The sequence below is a fragment of the Anaerosalibacter sp. Marseille-P3206 genome (assembly GCF_900155565.1).
Classification (GTDB): Bacteria; Bacillota; Clostridia; order Tissierellales; family Sporanaerobacteraceae; genus FUHM01.
In genome coordinates, this window is the sequence record NZ_FUHM01000002.1 from 465,868 (window position 1) to 483,561 (window position 17,694).

Annotated in this window: 18 protein-coding genes and 1 CRISPR repeat array (1 of these 19 only partly in view); of the genes, 2 read left to right on the forward strand and 16 right to left on the reverse strand. The window is 28.6% G+C overall.

The window, feature by feature from the left end:
• Positions 1-10: 10 nt before the first annotated feature.
• From BQ9840_RS03575 to BQ9840_RS03590, 4 genes are all read right to left on the reverse strand, one after another.
• Positions 11-664, reverse strand: a complete 654-nt coding sequence (locus BQ9840_RS03575; RefSeq protein ID WP_077368142.1) for a diacylglycerol/polyprenol kinase family protein — start codon at positions 662-664, stop codon at positions 11-13.
• An 80-nt stretch (positions 665-744) separates the two neighbouring features.
• Positions 745-1,581, reverse strand: a complete 837-nt coding sequence (locus tag BQ9840_RS03580; RefSeq protein ID WP_077368144.1) for a DegV family protein — start codon at positions 1,579-1,581, stop codon at positions 745-747.
• 82 nt (positions 1,582-1,663) lie between these two features.
• Positions 1,664-2,431 carry a patatin-like phospholipase family protein gene (locus tag BQ9840_RS03585; protein WP_077368146.1) on the reverse strand — a complete coding sequence of 256 codons (768 nt, stop codon included), beginning with the start codon at positions 2,429-2,431 and terminating at the stop codon, positions 1,664-1,666.
• A gap of 88 nt (positions 2,432-2,519) precedes the next feature.
• On the reverse strand, positions 2,520-2,681 hold the full coding sequence (locus tag BQ9840_RS03590; protein WP_200804861.1) for a hypothetical protein: 162 nt from the start codon (positions 2,679-2,681) through the stop codon (positions 2,520-2,522).
• Positions 2,682-2,813: 132 nt separating this feature from the next.
• On the opposite strand from BQ9840_RS03590, the gene BQ9840_RS03595 reads away from it, so the two are divergent.
• The gene (locus tag BQ9840_RS03595; protein WP_077368148.1) at positions 2,814-4,616 is read left to right on the forward strand and encodes a heme NO-binding domain-containing protein; all 1,803 of its coding nucleotides are present in this window, start codon (positions 2,814-2,816) and stop codon (positions 4,614-4,616) included.
• A 61-nt stretch (positions 4,617-4,677) separates the two neighbouring features.
• Here the strand turns inward: BQ9840_RS03595 and BQ9840_RS03600 are convergent, their stop codons facing one another.
• Positions 4,678-5,529 (reverse strand): hypothetical protein, encoded by an 852-nt coding sequence (locus tag BQ9840_RS03600; RefSeq protein WP_077368150.1) that lies wholly within the window; start codon positions 5,527-5,529, stop codon positions 4,678-4,680.
• A 25-nt stretch (positions 5,530-5,554) separates the two neighbouring features.
• Positions 5,555-6,652 (reverse strand): NADH:flavin oxidoreductase, encoded by a 1,098-nt coding sequence (locus BQ9840_RS03605; protein WP_200804862.1) that lies wholly within the window; start codon positions 6,650-6,652, stop codon positions 5,555-5,557.
• A 247-nt stretch (positions 6,653-6,899) separates the two neighbouring features.
• Between BQ9840_RS03605 and BQ9840_RS03610 the strand changes: the two genes are divergently transcribed.
• A complete protein-coding gene (locus BQ9840_RS03610; RefSeq protein ID WP_159436069.1) occupies positions 6,900-7,763 on the forward strand; it encodes a DUF4349 domain-containing protein in 864 nt (287 codons plus the stop codon).
• Positions 7,764-7,940: 177 nt separating this feature from the next.
• Here BQ9840_RS03610 and BQ9840_RS03615 read toward each other — a convergent pair whose 3' ends face one another.
• The 10 genes from BQ9840_RS03615 to cas6 form a co-directional block, all read right to left on the reverse strand.
• The gene (locus BQ9840_RS03615) at positions 7,941-8,447 is read right to left on the reverse strand and encodes a GNAT family N-acetyltransferase (RefSeq protein ID WP_077368156.1); all 507 of its coding nucleotides are present in this window, start codon (positions 8,445-8,447) and stop codon (positions 7,941-7,943) included.
• Between the two features lie 14 nt (positions 8,448-8,461).
• Positions 8,462-9,049 carry a GrpB family protein gene (locus BQ9840_RS03620; RefSeq protein ID WP_077368158.1) on the reverse strand — a complete coding sequence of 196 codons (588 nt, stop codon included), beginning with the start codon at positions 9,047-9,049 and terminating at the stop codon, positions 8,462-8,464.
• Between the two features lie 129 nt (positions 9,050-9,178).
• Positions 9,179-9,688 carry a nitroreductase family protein gene (locus BQ9840_RS03625; RefSeq protein ID WP_077368160.1) on the reverse strand — a complete coding sequence of 170 codons (510 nt, stop codon included), beginning with the start codon at positions 9,686-9,688 and terminating at the stop codon, positions 9,179-9,181.
• 28 nt (positions 9,689-9,716) lie between these two features.
• Complete coding sequence (locus tag BQ9840_RS03630; protein ID WP_077368161.1) at positions 9,717-10,160, reverse strand: hypothetical protein; 444 nt, start codon at positions 10,158-10,160, stop codon at positions 9,717-9,719.
• Positions 10,161-10,172: 12 nt separating this feature from the next.
• Positions 10,173-10,394, reverse strand: coding sequence for a YdbC family protein (locus BQ9840_RS03635; protein ID WP_077368163.1), 222 nt, complete (start codon positions 10,392-10,394; stop codon positions 10,173-10,175).
• A gap of 115 nt (positions 10,395-10,509) precedes the next feature.
• Complete coding sequence (locus BQ9840_RS03640; protein WP_077368165.1) at positions 10,510-12,828, reverse strand: CRISPR-associated helicase/endonuclease Cas3; 2,319 nt, start codon at positions 12,826-12,828, stop codon at positions 10,510-10,512.
• A 3-nt stretch (positions 12,829-12,831) separates the two neighbouring features.
• Entirely contained in the window at positions 12,832-13,656 is an 825-nt protein-coding gene (gene cas5 / locus BQ9840_RS03645; RefSeq protein WP_077368167.1) for a CRISPR-associated protein Cas5, read from the reverse strand.
• Positions 13,646-14,668 carry a type I-B CRISPR-associated protein Cas7/Cst2/DevR gene (gene cas7i, locus BQ9840_RS03650; RefSeq protein ID WP_077368169.1) on the reverse strand — a complete coding sequence of 341 codons (1,023 nt, stop codon included), beginning with the start codon at positions 14,666-14,668 and terminating at the stop codon, positions 13,646-13,648. The genes cas5 and cas7i overlap by 11 nt, the downstream gene beginning before the upstream one ends.
• A 2-nt stretch (positions 14,669-14,670) precedes the next feature.
• Positions 14,671-16,161, reverse strand: a complete 1,491-nt coding sequence (locus tag BQ9840_RS03655; protein WP_143254309.1) for a hypothetical protein — start codon at positions 16,159-16,161, stop codon at positions 14,671-14,673.
• Between the two features lie 9 nt (positions 16,162-16,170).
• A complete protein-coding gene (gene cas6, locus BQ9840_RS03660; RefSeq protein ID WP_077368173.1) occupies positions 16,171-16,902 on the reverse strand; it encodes a CRISPR-associated endoribonuclease Cas6 in 732 nt (243 codons plus the stop codon).
• A 188-nt stretch (positions 16,903-17,090) separates the two neighbouring features.
• Positions 17,091-17,694: direct repeats of the CRISPR family, unit length 29 nt; unit sequence ATTTACATCCCACATAGTTAATATAAAAC (it continues 1,003 nt past the right edge of the window).

Consider the following 17,694-nt stretch of genomic DNA (forward strand, 5'->3'; position numbering starts at 1 on the left):
TACACTCCTCTCAAAACACCAATAAATAATACAACAAAGAAACCACTAAAGGAACCGCCAAATTGTCCGTTCCCTTTGGTGAAAACAACTCTACTATAGTTGCTACTACAGCTATTAGTATAACATACCCAAATGAATGAAGACTATTTGTATAAAAAGTAATTGCAAAAAGACATATAAATGAAAATACAAACATTGCAAGTGAACCTTCAACACTCTTTTTAATACTTCCAAAATTCAAGCGATGTTTCCCATATTTGCTACCAATTATAGCTGCAAAACCGTCTCCATAACCCATAACCAATATCCCAGCAGCACCAATCCAAGGACTTAGCTTTTCTGAAAAACTGATTAAAGACAATATAAGTAGTGAAACAGCATAATATACGGTTCCCAATGTTTCTTCTTCCTCTTCTCGCTCCATAGCCTTAAATATATTGTTTTTATATGATAGATAATTAATCAATACAAAAATAGCTGGAACTATAGAGGCACTCATTGGTGTTTTAAAATAATGCATTGCAATAAACCACCAATTAGACAACATTATATGTATAAACTTCCTACTTCCTTCATTTGAAATTAAATCTCTTTTATTTAAAATAGTAGCAACTGCAATTATTAAAAATATATAAACAAAAGATACAATTATTCCAATAGCCATAAATTAACCCCCTTTTTAACAATTAAAAACATCTCTTCCTACTTCAAAGAGATGTTTTTATCTATTTATAATTATTTTTCTTAATTAAATGCTACAACTATACCCCCATCATTTGCATAAACTGAACTAAGGCCTGCCATCTCTGTCACTATTATATTCTTAAAGTTATACTTTTTCTCTATTTCTTCCTTAAGTTCATTAGCTTTTTCAGGAGCATTACAGTGAGCTATCCCTATCGTCTTCCCTTCAGTATTTCCAGCTTCAATACCTATTATCTCAACAAATCTTTTAAAAGCCCTTTTACTTCCTCTAACCTTGTCTACTAACTTAATATTACCTTCTTGGTCTCCACCCATTATGGGCTTTATATTCAATAGAGAAGCAATATGTGCTGCAATCTTTGTCATTCTTCCACCTTTGATTAGATTGTCAAGATTATCTAGTATAAACAAAGTCTTCATCTCTTTAATGTATTGATTAACCTTATTTACAATGTCAAGTTTATCATATTTCTCTTGTATCAATTCAAAAATCTTCATGCTAATTAAAGTTTCGCCAACACAAGCACTTTTTGAATCAAATATGTGAATAAATTTTTCTGTACTCTCTTCTATAATGTTTTTAGCAATCATAGCACTATTATAAGTGCCACTCAACTGAGAAGACAAAGTAACCACAAATACATTGTCTGCCTTTTCATATTCCTTTATAAAGTCTCCTGGAGAAGGACTAGAAGTTTTTACAGAATTTTCGCTATTAGACATAGCACTTAAAAGTTCATTGATATTTAATTTTTCATCATCAACATAAGTTTTATCATCTATTTGAATTTTTAATGGAACTAATCCTATATCCATTTTCTCTTTTAGCTCATCATTTAAGTCACAACTACTATCTGCAACAATTCTACAATTCATTACCCCTTCACCTCTTTTAAAATATTCTCAATACCATTATTATGTTTGATTTTAGTCTATGTATAGCTATTTTTTCCTCAAATTAAAAAATAACCTGTTTACTTATAGCATATCCTTCTTGGAATATACTATTTAAAAATTCATGTTCAAATCTCAACGTATCATTAGCTTTGAAATCTGTTTTAGGCTCAATAACAACAATATCATTCATTGAGTAGTTGTTTATAATATAATCTGGTATTTCATAATTCTTTTTAAACACTATTAAACACAAATTATCTACTTTATGTTCTATAAATGGAAAAAGAAAATTATTGTTTACTACACCACCATCTATATTATATGATTCATAAATACCAGATTGTAAATCTTCTATAAAATTTTCACACATAATTGAAGAATCAAAACTATTTCTTACATCTTCAATTGAATCATAGTCTTTCATTCTATAAGGAAGTAATGAACTATATTTTATAGCCTTTAGCTGAGCATCGTGTGGAGATTTTACTAAATCCACAACAACTTCTTTCAATTGATTATTTTCAACATGAGTATAGTTTACATATACATTGTCTATCACTTCATTTATACCTTCTAATGTACTTAAATAATCAATCATTCCCTGATTATCTATAACAACATCAAAAGGTATTTCTACAGCAAAATCATTTTCTATCCAAAACTTCTTCATTTTTTCTATTTCATTTTTATATATAAAATAACTATTGATAGCACCTATTGATGTTCCAGATATTATATTAAATTCATACCCTCTTTCATACAATCCATAAATAACACCTGCTTGAAATGCTCCCTTTGCTCCTCCACCTTGCAAAAACAAACCATTCATCTTTAGTCCCTCCTTAACCCCATTGCTACCAATCACGATTTTAACTTATTATATCACATAATACAATGGTTTGACCACTATATCCTTTTTACAATCTTTTTTCATTTATCCTATCACTAATCCGTTTATTGTAGTCGATTGTTTTTCTCTCATATCCTCTTCCATCAGGAGAAGAAAGTAAAAAATCGGCTGTAGCTTGATTGTTTGCAACAGGTATATCATATAATACAGCAATTCTAAGCAATGCCATTATAAAACCTCCTCTTATCATTAATCTATAATATATTTCTACATATTTTTTATTTTTCCTCTTTATATTTTAGTTTTTTGGTAAATGCTGTGATATAATATATGTAATCGTAAGACAAGGGGGAAAATAATTATGAAAGGTACTATTGTTTCTGCTTGGATTCAAACTTGTAGAGAAGTATATGGAGAAGAAATAACTAATCAAGCAATGACACATTTTGATATTAGTCCAAATAAAATTTTTACTCTTTCTGAAGATGTAGAAGATAGAACTGCATTAGGTATTCTTGAATATATTGCTGATAAACTAAACAAATCTTCAGATGAAGTATGGAGAACTATGGGAAATCACAATGTATTTACATATTCAAAAGTCTATCCTGCATTCTTTAGGTACAAAAATCTATACTCTTTCCTTCAAGCTATGTATGATATCCATGTAGTGGTCACTAAGAGGATACTAGGAGCAAAACCTCCTATACTAAATTTAAAGCCAATAGACAAATATACTGCACATATGACTTATTCTTCACCTAGAGGGATGTTCTCCTATTTCCACGGCATGTTAGAAGGAGCAGCCAAATATTTTGGAGAAAACATTGAAGTTGAAACTTTAGAAAAAACAAATGATTTTACAAAAATAGCTATAACATTTTCTGAGGAAATCTATTATCAAAGAAAGTTTAGATTAAATAAAATCTTATCCTTAGGATTTATAAAAAATATGGAAGGTAAAATATCATTAGCATCATTATTACTTGTAGGTGTTCCCAGTGCACTGTTATTTAAATTTACACCTAATAATATAGCTTTACCAGCAACTTTAATTCTTTCAGCTGTTATACCATTTTTTATCAGCAAAGGATTATTTAAACCATTAAAATATATTAACGAAAATTTAGATGAATTAAATAATAAGGATTTATCCCTAGTGTATGATATATCAACCAATGACTTTTTTGAAGATATTAATAAAAAATTAAGAGAAGTAAAAGAAAACATAAAAACAGATTTTGTAGGCTATAAAGGTACTACAGACGAACTAAATGTATTTTCTGACAAATTTGCTGAGATTTCAAACAATATGAGTTATACTTCAAATGAAATATCCAATGTAGTAGAACAAGTGGCAGAAGGAGCTATACATCAAGCTAATGAAACAGAAGAAGTGGCAACTCAGTTAAATGATTCTATTATATCTTTAAATGAAGTAGTCGAAAAAGAAAATCAAGGTAAAGTGGAATTAGAAGAAGCTGTAAATAAAATCAATAAGGGCTTTGAAGATTTAAAATCTACTTCTTCTAATTTAAATCAAGTATTATTACAGTTTTCTCAAGTAAAATCTAAAGGTCAAGATTTGCAAAATAGGGCATATGAAGTCCGCAATATTGTTGAAACTGTTGAAAAAATAGCAGAACAAACAAATCTATTAGCTCTTAATGCTAGTATTGAAGCCTCTAGAGCTGGAATATATGGACAAGGGTTTACTGTTGTAGCTATGGAGATTAGAAAACTTGCAGAAGGCTCCAAAGAAGCAGTTCAAACTATCAATAACAATTTAGAATCCTTTATTCAAAATATAGATAAATTTGTATTTGATATTTCTGACCAGTTTAATATACTAGAAAAAGAAAATGTTAAACTCAATTCAGTAGCAGAAGAAAATGCCATTTCTGTAAACTCTATAGCTCAAGTATCTGAGTTGATTATTGAATTGACAAATGAACTTACAAAAGAAACCAATAATATTAATTCTATCTCACAAGCTATAGAAACATTGGCAGCAATTGCTGAAGAAAACTCTGCATCTTCTGAGGAAGTATCAGCTAATGTACAAACTTATACAGAAGAAATCAGAAAGATGACAGCTAGTATATATGAGTTTAAGAAAGTTAGTATACAATTTAGTGAAGACTTAGAAAAATATATAGTATAATGTTAATTTAGATATTTTTAAAGCCATGATTATTGTTTGTAATCATGGCTTTAATTTTAAATTATAAAATATCAGGAAAATATCGTAGTACTATCATTCCTAATAAAAAACTTAAAACATTTGCCGTTATAGAAAAAGCTACACGTCTTGATTTAGAATGCTGTGTCAAATACCTTGAAAACATTGTTGTTTCAATAATCAGAATTACAATTTCAAAAGGAATGTAAGTAAGTATTGCAGCAAATGAGCCAGATGTATACATAGCTCCAAAAACAATAAGTGTTAATAATACTTGTGTTAATAGATTAATATACAAAAATGGTTTCCAATTTTTCTTTAAATTAAATCCAAATAAAACAAGTATTAGCCCTTCAATTATAAGAGTAATACCACAAGTAGAAATAAATTGTAATAAATATGCCTTAACCATTGACTTTTCTACTAAATCCCCTGTCTCACAATCAAAATATACAGTACTATTAAACGCCTTTCTATCTACAACATTTTTAGATACTATTGTCTCTCCATCCGAAGTCACTATAATAACCTTGAATTTATCCGGAACTCCAACATAACTAAATTCGTGAATCATATCCTTTCCATCTGGAACACCAGTAAGCTTCCCAAAAATCGGAACCTTCGTTCCAGTAACAAGTGCAGGACGCCATCCATCAACATTATAATTTTCAAGAATATTATACATATTTTCTGAGTAAATTTCTTTATCATGTATGTTCTCATGGGAATCATCCCTACTATAATCAACTAGCAAATCTAAATAGTATTCAGTTTGTGGTGGGTTTTTGACAATGATTTCAATAGATGGTTTTGGCCCGAAGTCAGCACTAGCTACTATTGGAAATGTTAAAAGAAAAACCATTAAAACTAGAAAAAATACCGAGGTCTTTTTCATTTTACTTACCTCCTAAGGACATAATTTATCTATTCTGTACTGGGCAATTCCTCCCATCAATAAACCATCTACATGGCTTACAATCTAAACATTTGATTACATCTTTACCTTCCCTTATGTGATTTACAAAATTATGATCTGCAAGTTGTGCCCTACCTACTGCTACAAAATCTGCTAATTTATTTTCAATCAAGTATCTAACTTGTTCTACTGTCTTAATTGAATTTACAACAATAACAGGTATATCTACATTCTCTTTAATTATAGTTCCTCCATATACAATCCAATTGCAAGGAAAATCATCAGGTAATTCCTTATCAATTGCTGTATTGTCAAACCCAGTGGAAACATGAAGATAATCTATACCTATACTTTCAAATATCTTGGCCATATAAATACTATTTTCCAAATCATTTTCATTACATCCCATTCTAATACCTACAACAAAACTAGAATTAACATTTTGTTTTATTCCTTCAAAAATCTCCATTACAATTCTAATCCTGTTTTCAAAATTTCCACCATATTCATCTGTACGTTTGTTAACTTTTGTAGAGAAAAACTGTGTAAATAAATACGAATGAGCACCATGAAGCTCAATACCATCAAAACCAGCTTTTTCTGCTCTAATAGCTGCATTTACAAAATCTTCTTGTATAGAATGTATCTCATCTTTAGTCATTGCTCTAGCAGATACCTTCTCATCATTGTAATCAGAAGATGTTATAGTATCTTCATTGATACCCCTTGGAGTTCTAAGACCTGCATGGTGAAGTTGAATAAAAACTTTTCTCTCATGCTTATGACATACTTCAACTATTCTTTTTAATCCAGATATATGTTCATCAGACCAAATTCCCAATTGATCTTTAGACAATCTTCCATTTTCACTAACACATGTTGCTTCCACAATAATAAGTCCACTACCGCCCTTTGCCATCTTTTCATAATGTTCAATATTATTTTCAGATACAAATCCATTGTTAACTGGGAAATTAAAACAAACCATTGGTGGCACTACAATTCTATTTTTAATTTCTAAATCCTTTATATTTTTTGATGTAAATAATGAATCCATTATTATTTCGCCCTTTCTAAATATTATCTTGGCATGTAAATCCATATTTTTACTTAATTATATCATATAATACATTAAGTTAACCATTATAGCATTAAAATTTTTTATATATAATAAAAAACTTTCAATTCATCAATGAATTTTTCCTCACTTTCTCCATCATCATAATCTGTGACAGAGACAAAATTCGGGTAGTATCGGGTGCCTTTTTTAAATATGCAAAAATCTGTAACTATTTTGTAATTTGAATTTTCCAGTTTCCCTTATATAATGATTATAGGAGGTGAAAATAGTGAGAAAATTTCAAAAATATTTAATACTAGGTCTAATATTATTTTTAATCCTTTCATCATTGACAGGCTGTGGTTCTAAAGAATCAAGTGACAACAGTTCTTCTAATGAAATGAATTTAGCACCTACCGAAGAAAGCAAAAAAGAACGTGGCAATAACGAGGAAGCTAGTCCTCTGGAACCTGAAAAAGTCATCACCACCGTTTATATCCAACTTAAAACTACTGAATTTGAAAAAGCTAATAAAGACTTAAATGCTTTAATATCCAAGAATAATGCTTATGTAGAAAACTCTCAAATAAATTATAACCAACATTACAACAATAAAAGCTATAGAAATGGTTTTTATCTAATTAGAGTTCCAAAAGATAAAATATCTTCTTTTAAATCAGGACTTAATGGTGTTGGCAATGTAGTCAGTGAAAGTACCACTAAACAAGATGTGACCAGTGAATATAGAGATACTGAATCTAGATTGAAAGTTCTTGAAGTCAAAGAAGAAAGAATTTTAGCTCTACTATCTAAAGCGGGAAAAATGGAAGATATAATCAAGTTAGAAAATGAACTCAGCGAAACCATATATGAAAAAGAAAGACTTAAGACCAATCTCATAAATATTGATGATAAAGTAGATTTTAGTACCTTTGAAATCAATATTGAAGAAGTAGAGAGATTAACCAATCAAGAAACTACGGATACCACCTTTGGAGGAAAGCTAGTTAATGCCTTTAAGAATTCCTTATTTTCTTTTAGAAAAGTATTAGAGACATTTGTAATCTCAATAATCTATATACTTCCCTTCGCAGTAGTAATCGGAGCAATAGCATATTTTGTCATTAAATTTATAATGAAAAGAAAAAAATAAAACTTAAGAACATAAATTAATTAAGGTGGCATCAGAATATCTGATGCCACCCTATATATCTATTACAGTTCCATTTATATTCACTGATTCCACTTTTTCTTTAAATTAAATCCAAATAAAATAAGTATTAGTCCTTCAATTAACTGAGGTCTTTTTCATTAATATCACCTCTATTAATTACTTTAATTTCAATAAATTTGCTTTATATTCTTTAAATCCACAAAAATCTTCCCTATAAAACTCTCCAACTACATTAAATCCAATACTAGTATGAAAAGCTAATGAAGCTTTGTTTTTATCTGGAGCTGTGTTTACATATACAATTATTCCTTTTTCTTTAAAATTATTTTTTAAAAATCCATATAATTTCTTTCCAATATTTTGTCCTTGAAATTCTTTTTTTACAGCTATTTGTTCACAATATATGCAATTATCAATGTCATCTATTATTTTAGTATATGCTAACATATCTATTGGATACTCTGTACTAGACCACAAAAATCCTACAATATCTTCATCTATTCTAGCAACAATGAAATTTTCAATATTATCTTTTATGAAATCTTTAGGTATTATTCTTAATAAAACTCCATTTTCTTTGTTTGAATTATATTTTACATTAAGCTCTTTTGAAATATTATAAATAGATATATAATCTTCTTTTTTTGCCTTTTCTATAATCATTAATAATTCTCCTCTTATGATTTTCTAATATTAGGATTATATCTATCCCCAAATTCTTCCCTTGCTTTCTTTGTATATTTCTTGATAAAATCTGTCTTTGCTTCAGTATATCCATCACGATTATTCTTATATTTTGGCAACAAGCTTAACTTAAACTCCCCATACTCCTTAACAATATCACTATTCACTAAAAGATAATCTCTGAAATAAAGCTCATCCCAATCATCATAATATCGAACATGAAGATGATATACCTTTTCAGCAAATCCATGAGGTGTATATCCCTTATTAAGTACAATTTCTTCATTTTCTTCATGCATTAGTATCCATCCATCATCTAAAAGTATGTTTTTTATTTGTTTCATATCTATATCTCTATCAATTTCCACTAAAATATCTACAGTTGGTTTTGAAATTAAACCACTTACTGCACTACTGCCAATATGGTTAATTCGCTTAATATTTTTTAATCCAATGCATTTTATGATCTTTTCCTTTTCCAGTTCATACCACTTGCTATAGTCTTGATTATGCTCTTTTAAAATAATGGGAAATAAAGCCCATAGCTCTTCTAATGTCATTTCCGATAGTTGTTTTTTCATTGGTATCATCTCCTTTTTAAGTTATAATTTCTATAGGAGCTTTTGATAAAATTAGGATTGTACTGGGTAACTTTGACGCTTCCCTTTACTATAAACTTAAATAATTAATATTAGTAAATCACTCTACTCTTAATATTTGTCATAGCTTATTATTTCTTCAAGGGATTTTCTTGGTCTTTGAGTTGGAGATTCTGAAGGATATCCTAATGGAGTCATTGCCACTACCCTCACTTCTTGTGGAATATCCAATATTTCTTTTACCTTGTTTTCATCAAAACTTCCAAGCCAACAAGTGCCCAATCCTAACTCATAAGCTTCCAATACCATATATGCCGTAGCAATGGACACATCAATAGTATAACGTGGTTGTCCACATTTCATTAGCCCGCTTGTTTCTTTGCCACAACAAACTAATATTATTGGAGCTTCTCCAACAAATGGTTGGCAAATTGCTTCATTTGTTAGCTTTTCCCTTGTTTCTTGATCCTTTACAACTATAAACTTCCACTCCTGTACATTCCTTGCAGATGGAGAAAGCCTAGCTGCCTCTAATACTTTTAATAGCTTTTCATCTTCCACTGGTTCGCTACTATACTTTCTTATACTTCTTCTCCCTTTTATTGCTGATAAAACATCCATTCCATAATCCTCCTTATATAAACATTTATCAATAAAAATTTTGTATCATCAGGATTTCTTCCTGATTTATACCATCTATTATTTCATATAGTTTTGTTTTGCCATTAGCCTCTATAATTGAAATAGCTTTGTTGTACATATAAATGATAGTTGAACCCTTTTCGTCTAATGTAGTTATTTTGCAAATAACTACATTTTTATCAATACCATTTTCGGACAAAGTAATTTTATTACCTTCAGGCACTTTATATCTTTTATTATCTAGAACTTCTATTATCTTCTCTAAATCTTTCTTTTCTATTTCTCTATTATTTGGATTGTCTAAGTCTATGTTAAACAAAATAGAATCTATATCATTAACTTCGATTTTACATATCTCATCAAAACTATATATTTTATCTTTATTATTTGAAGTAGCGAAGATAATAATAACTACTACAACTATGATTATTGGAATAATAAATTTCTTCATGTGAGCACCTCTTTATAAATCCATATCATTTAAAATATCCCTTAATTCCTTTAATTCATCTTTTGTTAATGTAACTCCTTTTCCCATCTTTTCATGCTCAGGAGCCCAGTCCCTCAGATCATACTTAGGATCTCTATTGTTCCAACTGATCAGGTTTAGTTCCTTTGTCCAACCCTTTGGTGATTCTGATACTGTACCTACTTTTTCAATGATTTCATATTTAATATCTGCCATTTCAAATTCCTCCTTAGTTATTTTTTGTAATATTAAATCCCACATAGTTAATATAAATCTATAAATCCATTATTTTACTTTATTATACCATATAAAATATTAAACTTACCATATTCTACTTCTTCTTTTTCCTCAACCCTGCTTCGTCATCATAGGTCCATATTTTTTTCATTGCTTCTTTTTTAATTATATTTAATCTTCCTTCTTTTTTCAAAAAATCTGAACTGGATAATTGAAAATATATATTTCTCGATACTGGAATAGACACTTCTTGGAGCTTTCTATATACTTGTTTCTTATCCTTTATATCTCTTATCTCTTTATAATCTTCTTCTAATATCACTTTGAAATTTATTTCTACATTTCTAAAGAGTATTTCTGCTTGTTTTTTATTGTCCACTATATTTAAATATGGTTCATAGTTAAATATTAACTTCTCTCCATCTATATCCCCTTCTTTTGTTACTCCAAATATATCTCTTATATCGTCTTCTGCTTTTTTAAATTCACTTACATAGAACTTTTTAACTTTTTCTTCATCATAATATTGCTCTAACAATTCATTTCTTCTTTCTAATGTCAATAGTCCTTCATCTTTCAACAGCCTATAAGTTGCTTCTTTTAACACTTGGCTATATACTATATTGTCTTTATAATTATCCAAAATATAAAAATATCCATTCTCTAAAGTACTATGTCTATTGCATCTACCCATTCTTTGAATAATAGAATCCATCGGTGCTGCATCACTTATAACAATTTGAAAATCTAAATCCAAAGATACTTCCACCATTTGAGTTGCTACCCAAATATCTCCTTCTTGTTCTCTTATCTCACTATACTTTGCTTTTTTATCTCCAAGTTTAAATCTACTATGCAATAAATTTACTTTACTATTCTGGAATTTTTCCTTTAAAAATTGATAAGTTTCTATTGCTTCAGATATTGTATTTTTAACTACAAGAATCTTATAATTCTTCTTCAATCCATCATCTATTATATCGCTAATATCCTTTTCTTTAATGACTTTCACCCTAATATTTTGTCCACTTTTAATTTCATCATTACTTAAATGTGCAAAATCTACTCCAGACTCTTCTAGCTTTTCACTATATATTTTCGGCATTGTAGCTGTCATTAGATGAAATCTTGAATTTAAGTATTTGTTAGCAAACTGAATAAAATATACTAATATAAGAAACATCCTAGGAGTCAAAAGATGAACTTCATCTACTGTAATATTTGAATTGTAAATACTAGCAAAAGTCTTTTCATATCCCGGATATTTAAACATGGATAACAAATATTGATCTAATGTTGCAATTGTATATGGCTTAGATAAGTTTTTAGTAAGAACATTATCCTTTAGTGAAATATTTAAACCATCTTTATCATCTTCATTATCCACATATAGAGAAATATCGCCATGAAGTATGCCCACCTTATCCTCATCTAATATCTCCAATGCATCAAAAAAGAAACTCTCTGCAGATATTTTATTGGGAACTAAATATACTTTTCTTTTACCAGCCCATCTATAATCAGCAATAGTCTTTCCACTACCTGTAAAAGCAGTTGTTATTAAATCAGTGTTTTGATATTCTCTAATATCTCGTTGTAATTTATTGAAAGATACTTCGTTTTTTTCTAGATCGTTTTTATCAGAAAGATATTCTATCAATTTTTCATCTAAATCATCGTTTGATAAATCATTAATATATGAAAAGTCAAGGATTTGAGTTGAAGCAATATGATCAATTAAGTTTAGAAATCCTTTATAAAGTATATATTCAGTATATAACTCTTCTACATTTTCACTGTCTTTCCCAATAAATCTATCAGTTAAATATCTTAAAAAATCATAATCAAGAAAATCATCATCTCTAAAATTAATTTTTAAACCTAACACTCTTTCAATAAATCCTTCAACTTCTTCAATATTATATTCATTTGAATTAAGCACATTTAATTCTACATCCTCATACAGAGCTCTTTCATATTCACTATAAGATTTACATATATATTTAAAGTAGTTTCCATGATGGAGCATAATAGCTTTATATAGAACAGTTCGTTTGTTTTCAGGTATGGCTTTTTTATCAAAGATACTTTTCAAAAATGCTCCAGTTAAAATATTGTGATTTTTATCTTTAATTTTTATATATTTATTTTTTAATTCATTCAACTTTTCCTCATTATCTTTCACATCCTCTATTTCATTTGCTATTTCAATTTTATATTGAAAACTTGAATTCATTTTTCCAAGATCATGAAGAACACAAATTATCATTAAATTTTCTAAAAATTCATCTTCACCTTGCAAATAAGGTACAATCTTATCATATACTTTCAATAAATCTTCTGTATGTTCAATAAGACTTTGCTCCACTATAAAGTTTTCACTATTTTTTGACTTAGCCATTATAGTTTTCAATATCTATTCACCTTCTCTCTTCATCCAGACAAAAGGAATCTTTTCATTTTCTCCTTCATATACATTAAACATTCCACTTCTAGGATAATATCCTTCACTATCAAGGTATATGAAATGGCCGTATTCCATAACCCTATCTACTTTTTGTCTCCTACTATATTCTTTATAAGTTGTAGGGATATTGTACAATACTCCACTGTTTAATAATTCCTCATATCTATCATCTCTTATATCTACTCCTACATAAGTATTTTTTAAGATGATATCATCCTTTATTGCTTCTCTCTTGTTTTCTATACAAGTTGTATATATCTCAACTTCCTCTAATAATTTACTTGCTCTTCTGGGAACCACAAAATCTTCACTTCTTCCAAGTACCATATACCTTTTTGGATTCAAAAAAGATTTCTTCACCTTTTCGTATTCAGCTTTACTTTCAGTTGTAAAAAATACTGTCAAATACACATCACAAAGTTCCTCAAAATACATAATTCTATTACTATATATGTTTTTATAATAATCAAAAAACTCGCCTTTTTTTAATTTTATATATTTATCTTTTCCCTTGACTAAATTGTTGTATCCTTTCCAAAATTCTCCCCATTCTCCTCTAGTAAAGCTCATATCCTTTCTTTCATAATCACCAACTACTGCAATTTTAAATTCTGATTCCAGTCTCTCCCCTACTACATAAGTAATCATTCCTGCTATGGTAGTTGCTGTTGGAAGGGGAAGAGTCGGAATATAGTCATCTTGCATTATCTTTGCTTCCCTGTAATGAGCTATAGGTTGATATATATTGATTTTCAAGACCTTTTCAGTCTTCATTTTTACTCGCCCTTTCCTCACTTACATACCAACAATTATCTTCTCCTACATAAAGAATTTCACCTAATTTCTTAATTTCCTTCACTGGAAATATGCTCGTAAGTTTTTTATTCAAATCATCTTCATTGAGCTTTAATCTATTATCTACTGCTACTACATACATCTCATCATTCAAATCATAGCTATAAATGGTATTAAATGGGTTCGAAATATCCAATCTATTTTCTTCGTCAAGAATTATATCATTCCAAAAATATGGGATGGTATTTTCAAAAGCTCCACCAAATACTGCTAATGGCTTTAAAAGAACCTTCTCATGCCTAATATCTCTTGTCAATTTTGTCACTACATCTAATATATCTTTTAAAACTTCTTCCCTTATTTCTTTACTGAAATATTCTCTTTCATCTGGAAGCAAATACTTACCATCCTTTACTTCTAACACTCCAAGACGATCCAATTCAATAGTTATAGTCCATGTATAGTATCCTCCAAATATCTCTTCATTAGCTAAAGCTTGAGTCTTAGGGATATCTGCTTCTTCACTCTTTTCATCCTTATCAAAATATTTTCTATCTAAATCTCTATCTAAGAACCCTCTGTTTGTAATTAATTGAACATCATTTCTGTATGGATGTACCGATTTAAAAGGTATTATCCTCAAAGGTGAAGTCTTGCTCAACTGCTTACTAGGAACTAGATATCCAAAGACATCAGCTTCTAATCCCTTTTCATTTGCAGATTCATAAGATTCTAAGGTTGGATATACATTCTTAACTTTTTTCTTGCTGTCTTTATTCAACACTATATCACTCAATACCCAACTATTATTTTTATGAAGCTGTTTTCTCATTTCATAAGTAATAGTTGATACCCCTGTTTTAGCGTATACTTCATTACCATAATGATATTTCTTTATTTCATTATAATTTCCCGCTCCTTGATCATAAGACAATGGAACAGGACTTTCTGTCAATATAGTAAGGGTTACACATGATACTCTCTTATCCATTCTCAACACTCCTTTTTATTATTTAAAAAACCTTCTAAAAATTTCCCTACACAATAATGAAGTTCATTCTTTGAACTATTCAAAATAGTTTCAGAATATTCGTTTGGCATCTCTACATTGTTTACAATAATCAAATGAGTTAAGAAATCAAACATACCTGCTCTATCATCCGCTTTAAGCATATTAGTAATTCTCAATGCTATATTTTTCCTATTATTGTTAATTTCTTCATCTGAAGATGAAACCATGTTTTTTTTCAAGTTTTCTCCTAATTTACTAAAATAATTGTCTTTCATGAAACAACCTCCTCCCTCCTGTATTGAATTCAATATATTTATAAACTTCTGATAATTTTTGATATTCAACAATATCTCTTCGTTATCTTCAGAAGCAAAAGATAAAATATTTGAAATTAAAGTATCTCTTAAAGCTTCATAATTTTTGTATCTAATATATTGCTTGCATCTATCTCTCATCAAAGCCTTGTCATGAGAATAATTGTAGTTATCAGCAATGTGTATCAATTCAACATCTTGAATAAGCTTTTCATACTCTGTCAAGATTTGGAAAGTAAGTATAACTCCTTTATTGCTATCCGTTATTACATCATATAATCTTATCCCTTTTCCCTTCAATTTCCCCAATTTCAATTGGAAAGCTGCATCTTCATATATTCTTTTTTTAAGCATTAAATTATTGTTTATATATCGAAGAAAATACAAATCATCTGTATATCCAAGAACCTTTGGCCTTTTCCTACTAATATATAGAAGAAACATTAAATTCAAAAATTCACATTCAAAACAAATACTATTTTTGCATTCACCATAATTATTAAAAGTACTCATTTCAGACCCAAAGAAAGAATAATTATATTTTGAATTGATTCTTTCTTTTTTTTCATCTTTATGAGTAATATCCAACCTTGTAGCTATATTTGTATGACAAACTGTACACTTTTCATCAATTGGCTCATACTTTTTAAGTATATCTCTCTGTTCATCATCATTTTTATTGTTTATTTTAAATACTAAATCAATTAATTCTTTAAAATTGTAGTGGAAATTCTCCTCAGATCCTGAATTAGCTCCATACTTTCCACTATTCCTAACATAAGGAAAATACTTTTTACTAAACTTATCTAAATAAAACTCTTTGTCTTTTTCCTTTAAGGAACTTTGAGATATTATTTCTTTAAAATTACCAATATTTAATTTTTCAACAACTACCTCTTCTAATCCTTTTTTATTAAGATCATCTCTTATACCATTTAAAAAAACTTGAAATATTTCATGTTCTATAATGTAATCGTACAATGTTTTAGGTTTCAAACCTTCTACTGCCAAACAATTAGCTTCTAGTGTTATATCCCAGTTGCCTTCCGTTTCATAAGTGGATTTCATCTCTTGTAATATATCATATAGCTCTATAATCCCTATATCAGCTACTACATCTCCTGTCCTATAAAATCTATACTTTTCTATCGTCCTCACCCCCATTCATCAAAGAACTTCTATCATTCCTGCATTTTGACCTCTACGATATCCTATCCCCAATCTATATATGTCATTTAAGTCTTCAATATCCCCTGCAAGTTTGAAAGCTCCTCTATAACCAGTGATATAAAAAATTTTCTTCCCTGTATTTGCTGTAAATTCTTCTATTTCTTCTTTTAAAACAGTTTTCTTCATATCAATAGCTTTAAAAGACAATTCTTCCTTTAGACCATATCCCCTATAATTCTTTAAGATTAGGTTTGTTATATAATTTAATTCTACTTCATAACTTTTATCTTCTGGCCCTATGAATTTATTTTCCTTTGTTTTGATTATTATTGGAGAAAGAGTCTTGAAATCGACAGTTGGAGTTAGTATGATTTTTTCTTTTTGATAAGTTATTTTTCCTCGGGTAAGTTTATAATCTTTGTATTGGAATTCGTTAGTTTTTAAAAGTCCATTATATATATTTGTCATGAAATGCATATCTGGAGAACTAATATTTAAAATCATTTTTCCATTTAGTTTTATCTCATTATCTAAGATTTCATAGTCCTCCAAATATGTTGAGGTACAAAAATGCTTTGTCCTTTTATTACTGTTTTTTTTGTTATAATAATACAGTGAAGTACAGTAATTAATATTAACTTTTTTTAGTGCTTCCTTAAATAAACTGCTAATTAGAAAACCTTGGCTAATAGGAATAAGTGTAGAATAAAAAGGAATCGCTAAACGCATCTTATAATTTCACCTCCCTTTCTTAATTATATTATTACCTTTCATATAGGTTATTATTTTGTTATTTTAAATATACCATTAGTTTATAACAATGTAAAATTTTGAAATATGATAAAAAGGCCAGTATATTAGATTTAATTCCATATACTGGCCTTTTGCTAGTTTTTTCTTTGTATTCCTACCCTTTGAAAATATTCCCACATAGTTAAGATAAAAAGTTTTCATTACTTACATTTTTATAACCTTACATGTTTTTACATCCCACATAGTTTAGATAAAACCTTCATAAATCTTATAAAACAACAGATAATTATCAATATTTACATCCCACATAGTTAATATAAAACTATAAAAACGATTAAAAAGCTATTTATAAGCTTTAAAATTTACATCCCACATAGTTAATATAAAACCTGCCAATATTCCTTGCAAAATTCCGTTTAGTACTATATTTACATCCCACATAGTTAATATAAAACTATTTTAATATTTCTTTTGAAGTTTCTTCATTAAATATATTTACATCCCACATAGTTAATATAAAACTAATTTTTATAAAACTCATGAAGAAGCAAGAATAAGTATTTACATCCCACATAGTTAATATAAAACCATTCAACTGATCATTTGAATCTATTTTGTTTTTGTAATTTACATCCCACATAGTTAATATAAAACACATTTGCTACAGATAGACTGAGAGAAGGTATAAGACATTTACATCCCACATAGTTAATATAAAACTGTTTGATAAAAATCTTTTTATGTTTGATAAAAAGAATTTACATCCCA

What these genes read in the sequence shown, in the direction of transcription:
- BQ9840_RS03585 (WP_077368146.1), bottom strand. Translation starts at nt 2,431, where the DNA reads ATGAATGGTTTGTTTTTGCAAGGTGGAGGAGCAAAGGGAGCATTTCAA.
- BQ9840_RS03625 (WP_077368160.1), bottom strand. Translation starts at nt 9,688, where the DNA reads ATGGATGTTTTATCAGCAATAAAAGGGAGAAGAAGTATAAGAAAGTAT.
- BQ9840_RS03595 (WP_077368148.1), top strand. Translation starts at nt 2,814, where the DNA reads ATGAAAGGTACTATTGTTTCTGCTTGGATTCAAACTTGTAGAGAAGTA.
- BQ9840_RS03630 (WP_077368161.1), bottom strand. Translation starts at nt 10,160, where the DNA reads ATGAAGAAATTTATTATTCCAATAATCATAGTTGTAGTAGTTATTATT.
- BQ9840_RS03600 (WP_077368150.1), bottom strand. Translation starts at nt 5,529, where the DNA reads ATGAAAAAGACCTCGGTATTTTTTCTAGTTTTAATGGTTTTTCTTTTA.
- BQ9840_RS03620 (WP_077368158.1), bottom strand. Translation starts at nt 9,049, where the DNA reads ATGAAAAAACAACTATCGGAAATGACATTAGAAGAGCTATGGGCTTTA.
- BQ9840_RS03635 (WP_077368163.1), bottom strand. Translation starts at nt 10,394, where the DNA reads ATGGCAGATATTAAATATGAAATCATTGAAAAAGTAGGTACAGTATCA.
- cas7i (WP_077368169.1), bottom strand. Translation starts at nt 14,668, where the DNA reads ATGGATAAGAGAGTATCATGTGTAACCCTTACTATATTGACAGAAAGT.
- cas5 (WP_077368167.1), bottom strand. Translation starts at nt 13,656, where the DNA reads ATGAAGACTGAAAAGGTCTTGAAAATCAATATATATCAACCTATAGCT.
- BQ9840_RS03605 (WP_200804862.1), bottom strand. Translation starts at nt 6,652, where the DNA reads ATGGATTTACATGCCAAGATAATATTTAGAAAGGGCGAAATAATAATG.
- BQ9840_RS03580 (WP_077368144.1), bottom strand. Translation starts at nt 1,581, where the DNA reads ATGAATTGTAGAATTGTTGCAGATAGTAGTTGTGACTTAAATGATGAG.
- BQ9840_RS03575 (WP_077368142.1), bottom strand. Translation starts at nt 664, where the DNA reads ATGGCTATTGGAATAATTGTATCTTTTGTTTATATATTTTTAATAATT.
- cas6 (WP_077368173.1), bottom strand. Translation starts at nt 16,902, where the DNA reads ATGCGTTTAGCGATTCCTTTTTATTCTACACTTATTCCTATTAGCCAA.
- BQ9840_RS03590 (WP_200804861.1), bottom strand. Translation starts at nt 2,681, where the DNA reads ATGGCATTGCTTAGAATTGCTGTATTATATGATATACCTGTTGCAAAC.
- BQ9840_RS03615 (WP_077368156.1), bottom strand. Translation starts at nt 8,447, where the DNA reads ATGATTATAGAAAAGGCAAAAAAAGAAGATTATATATCTATTTATAAT.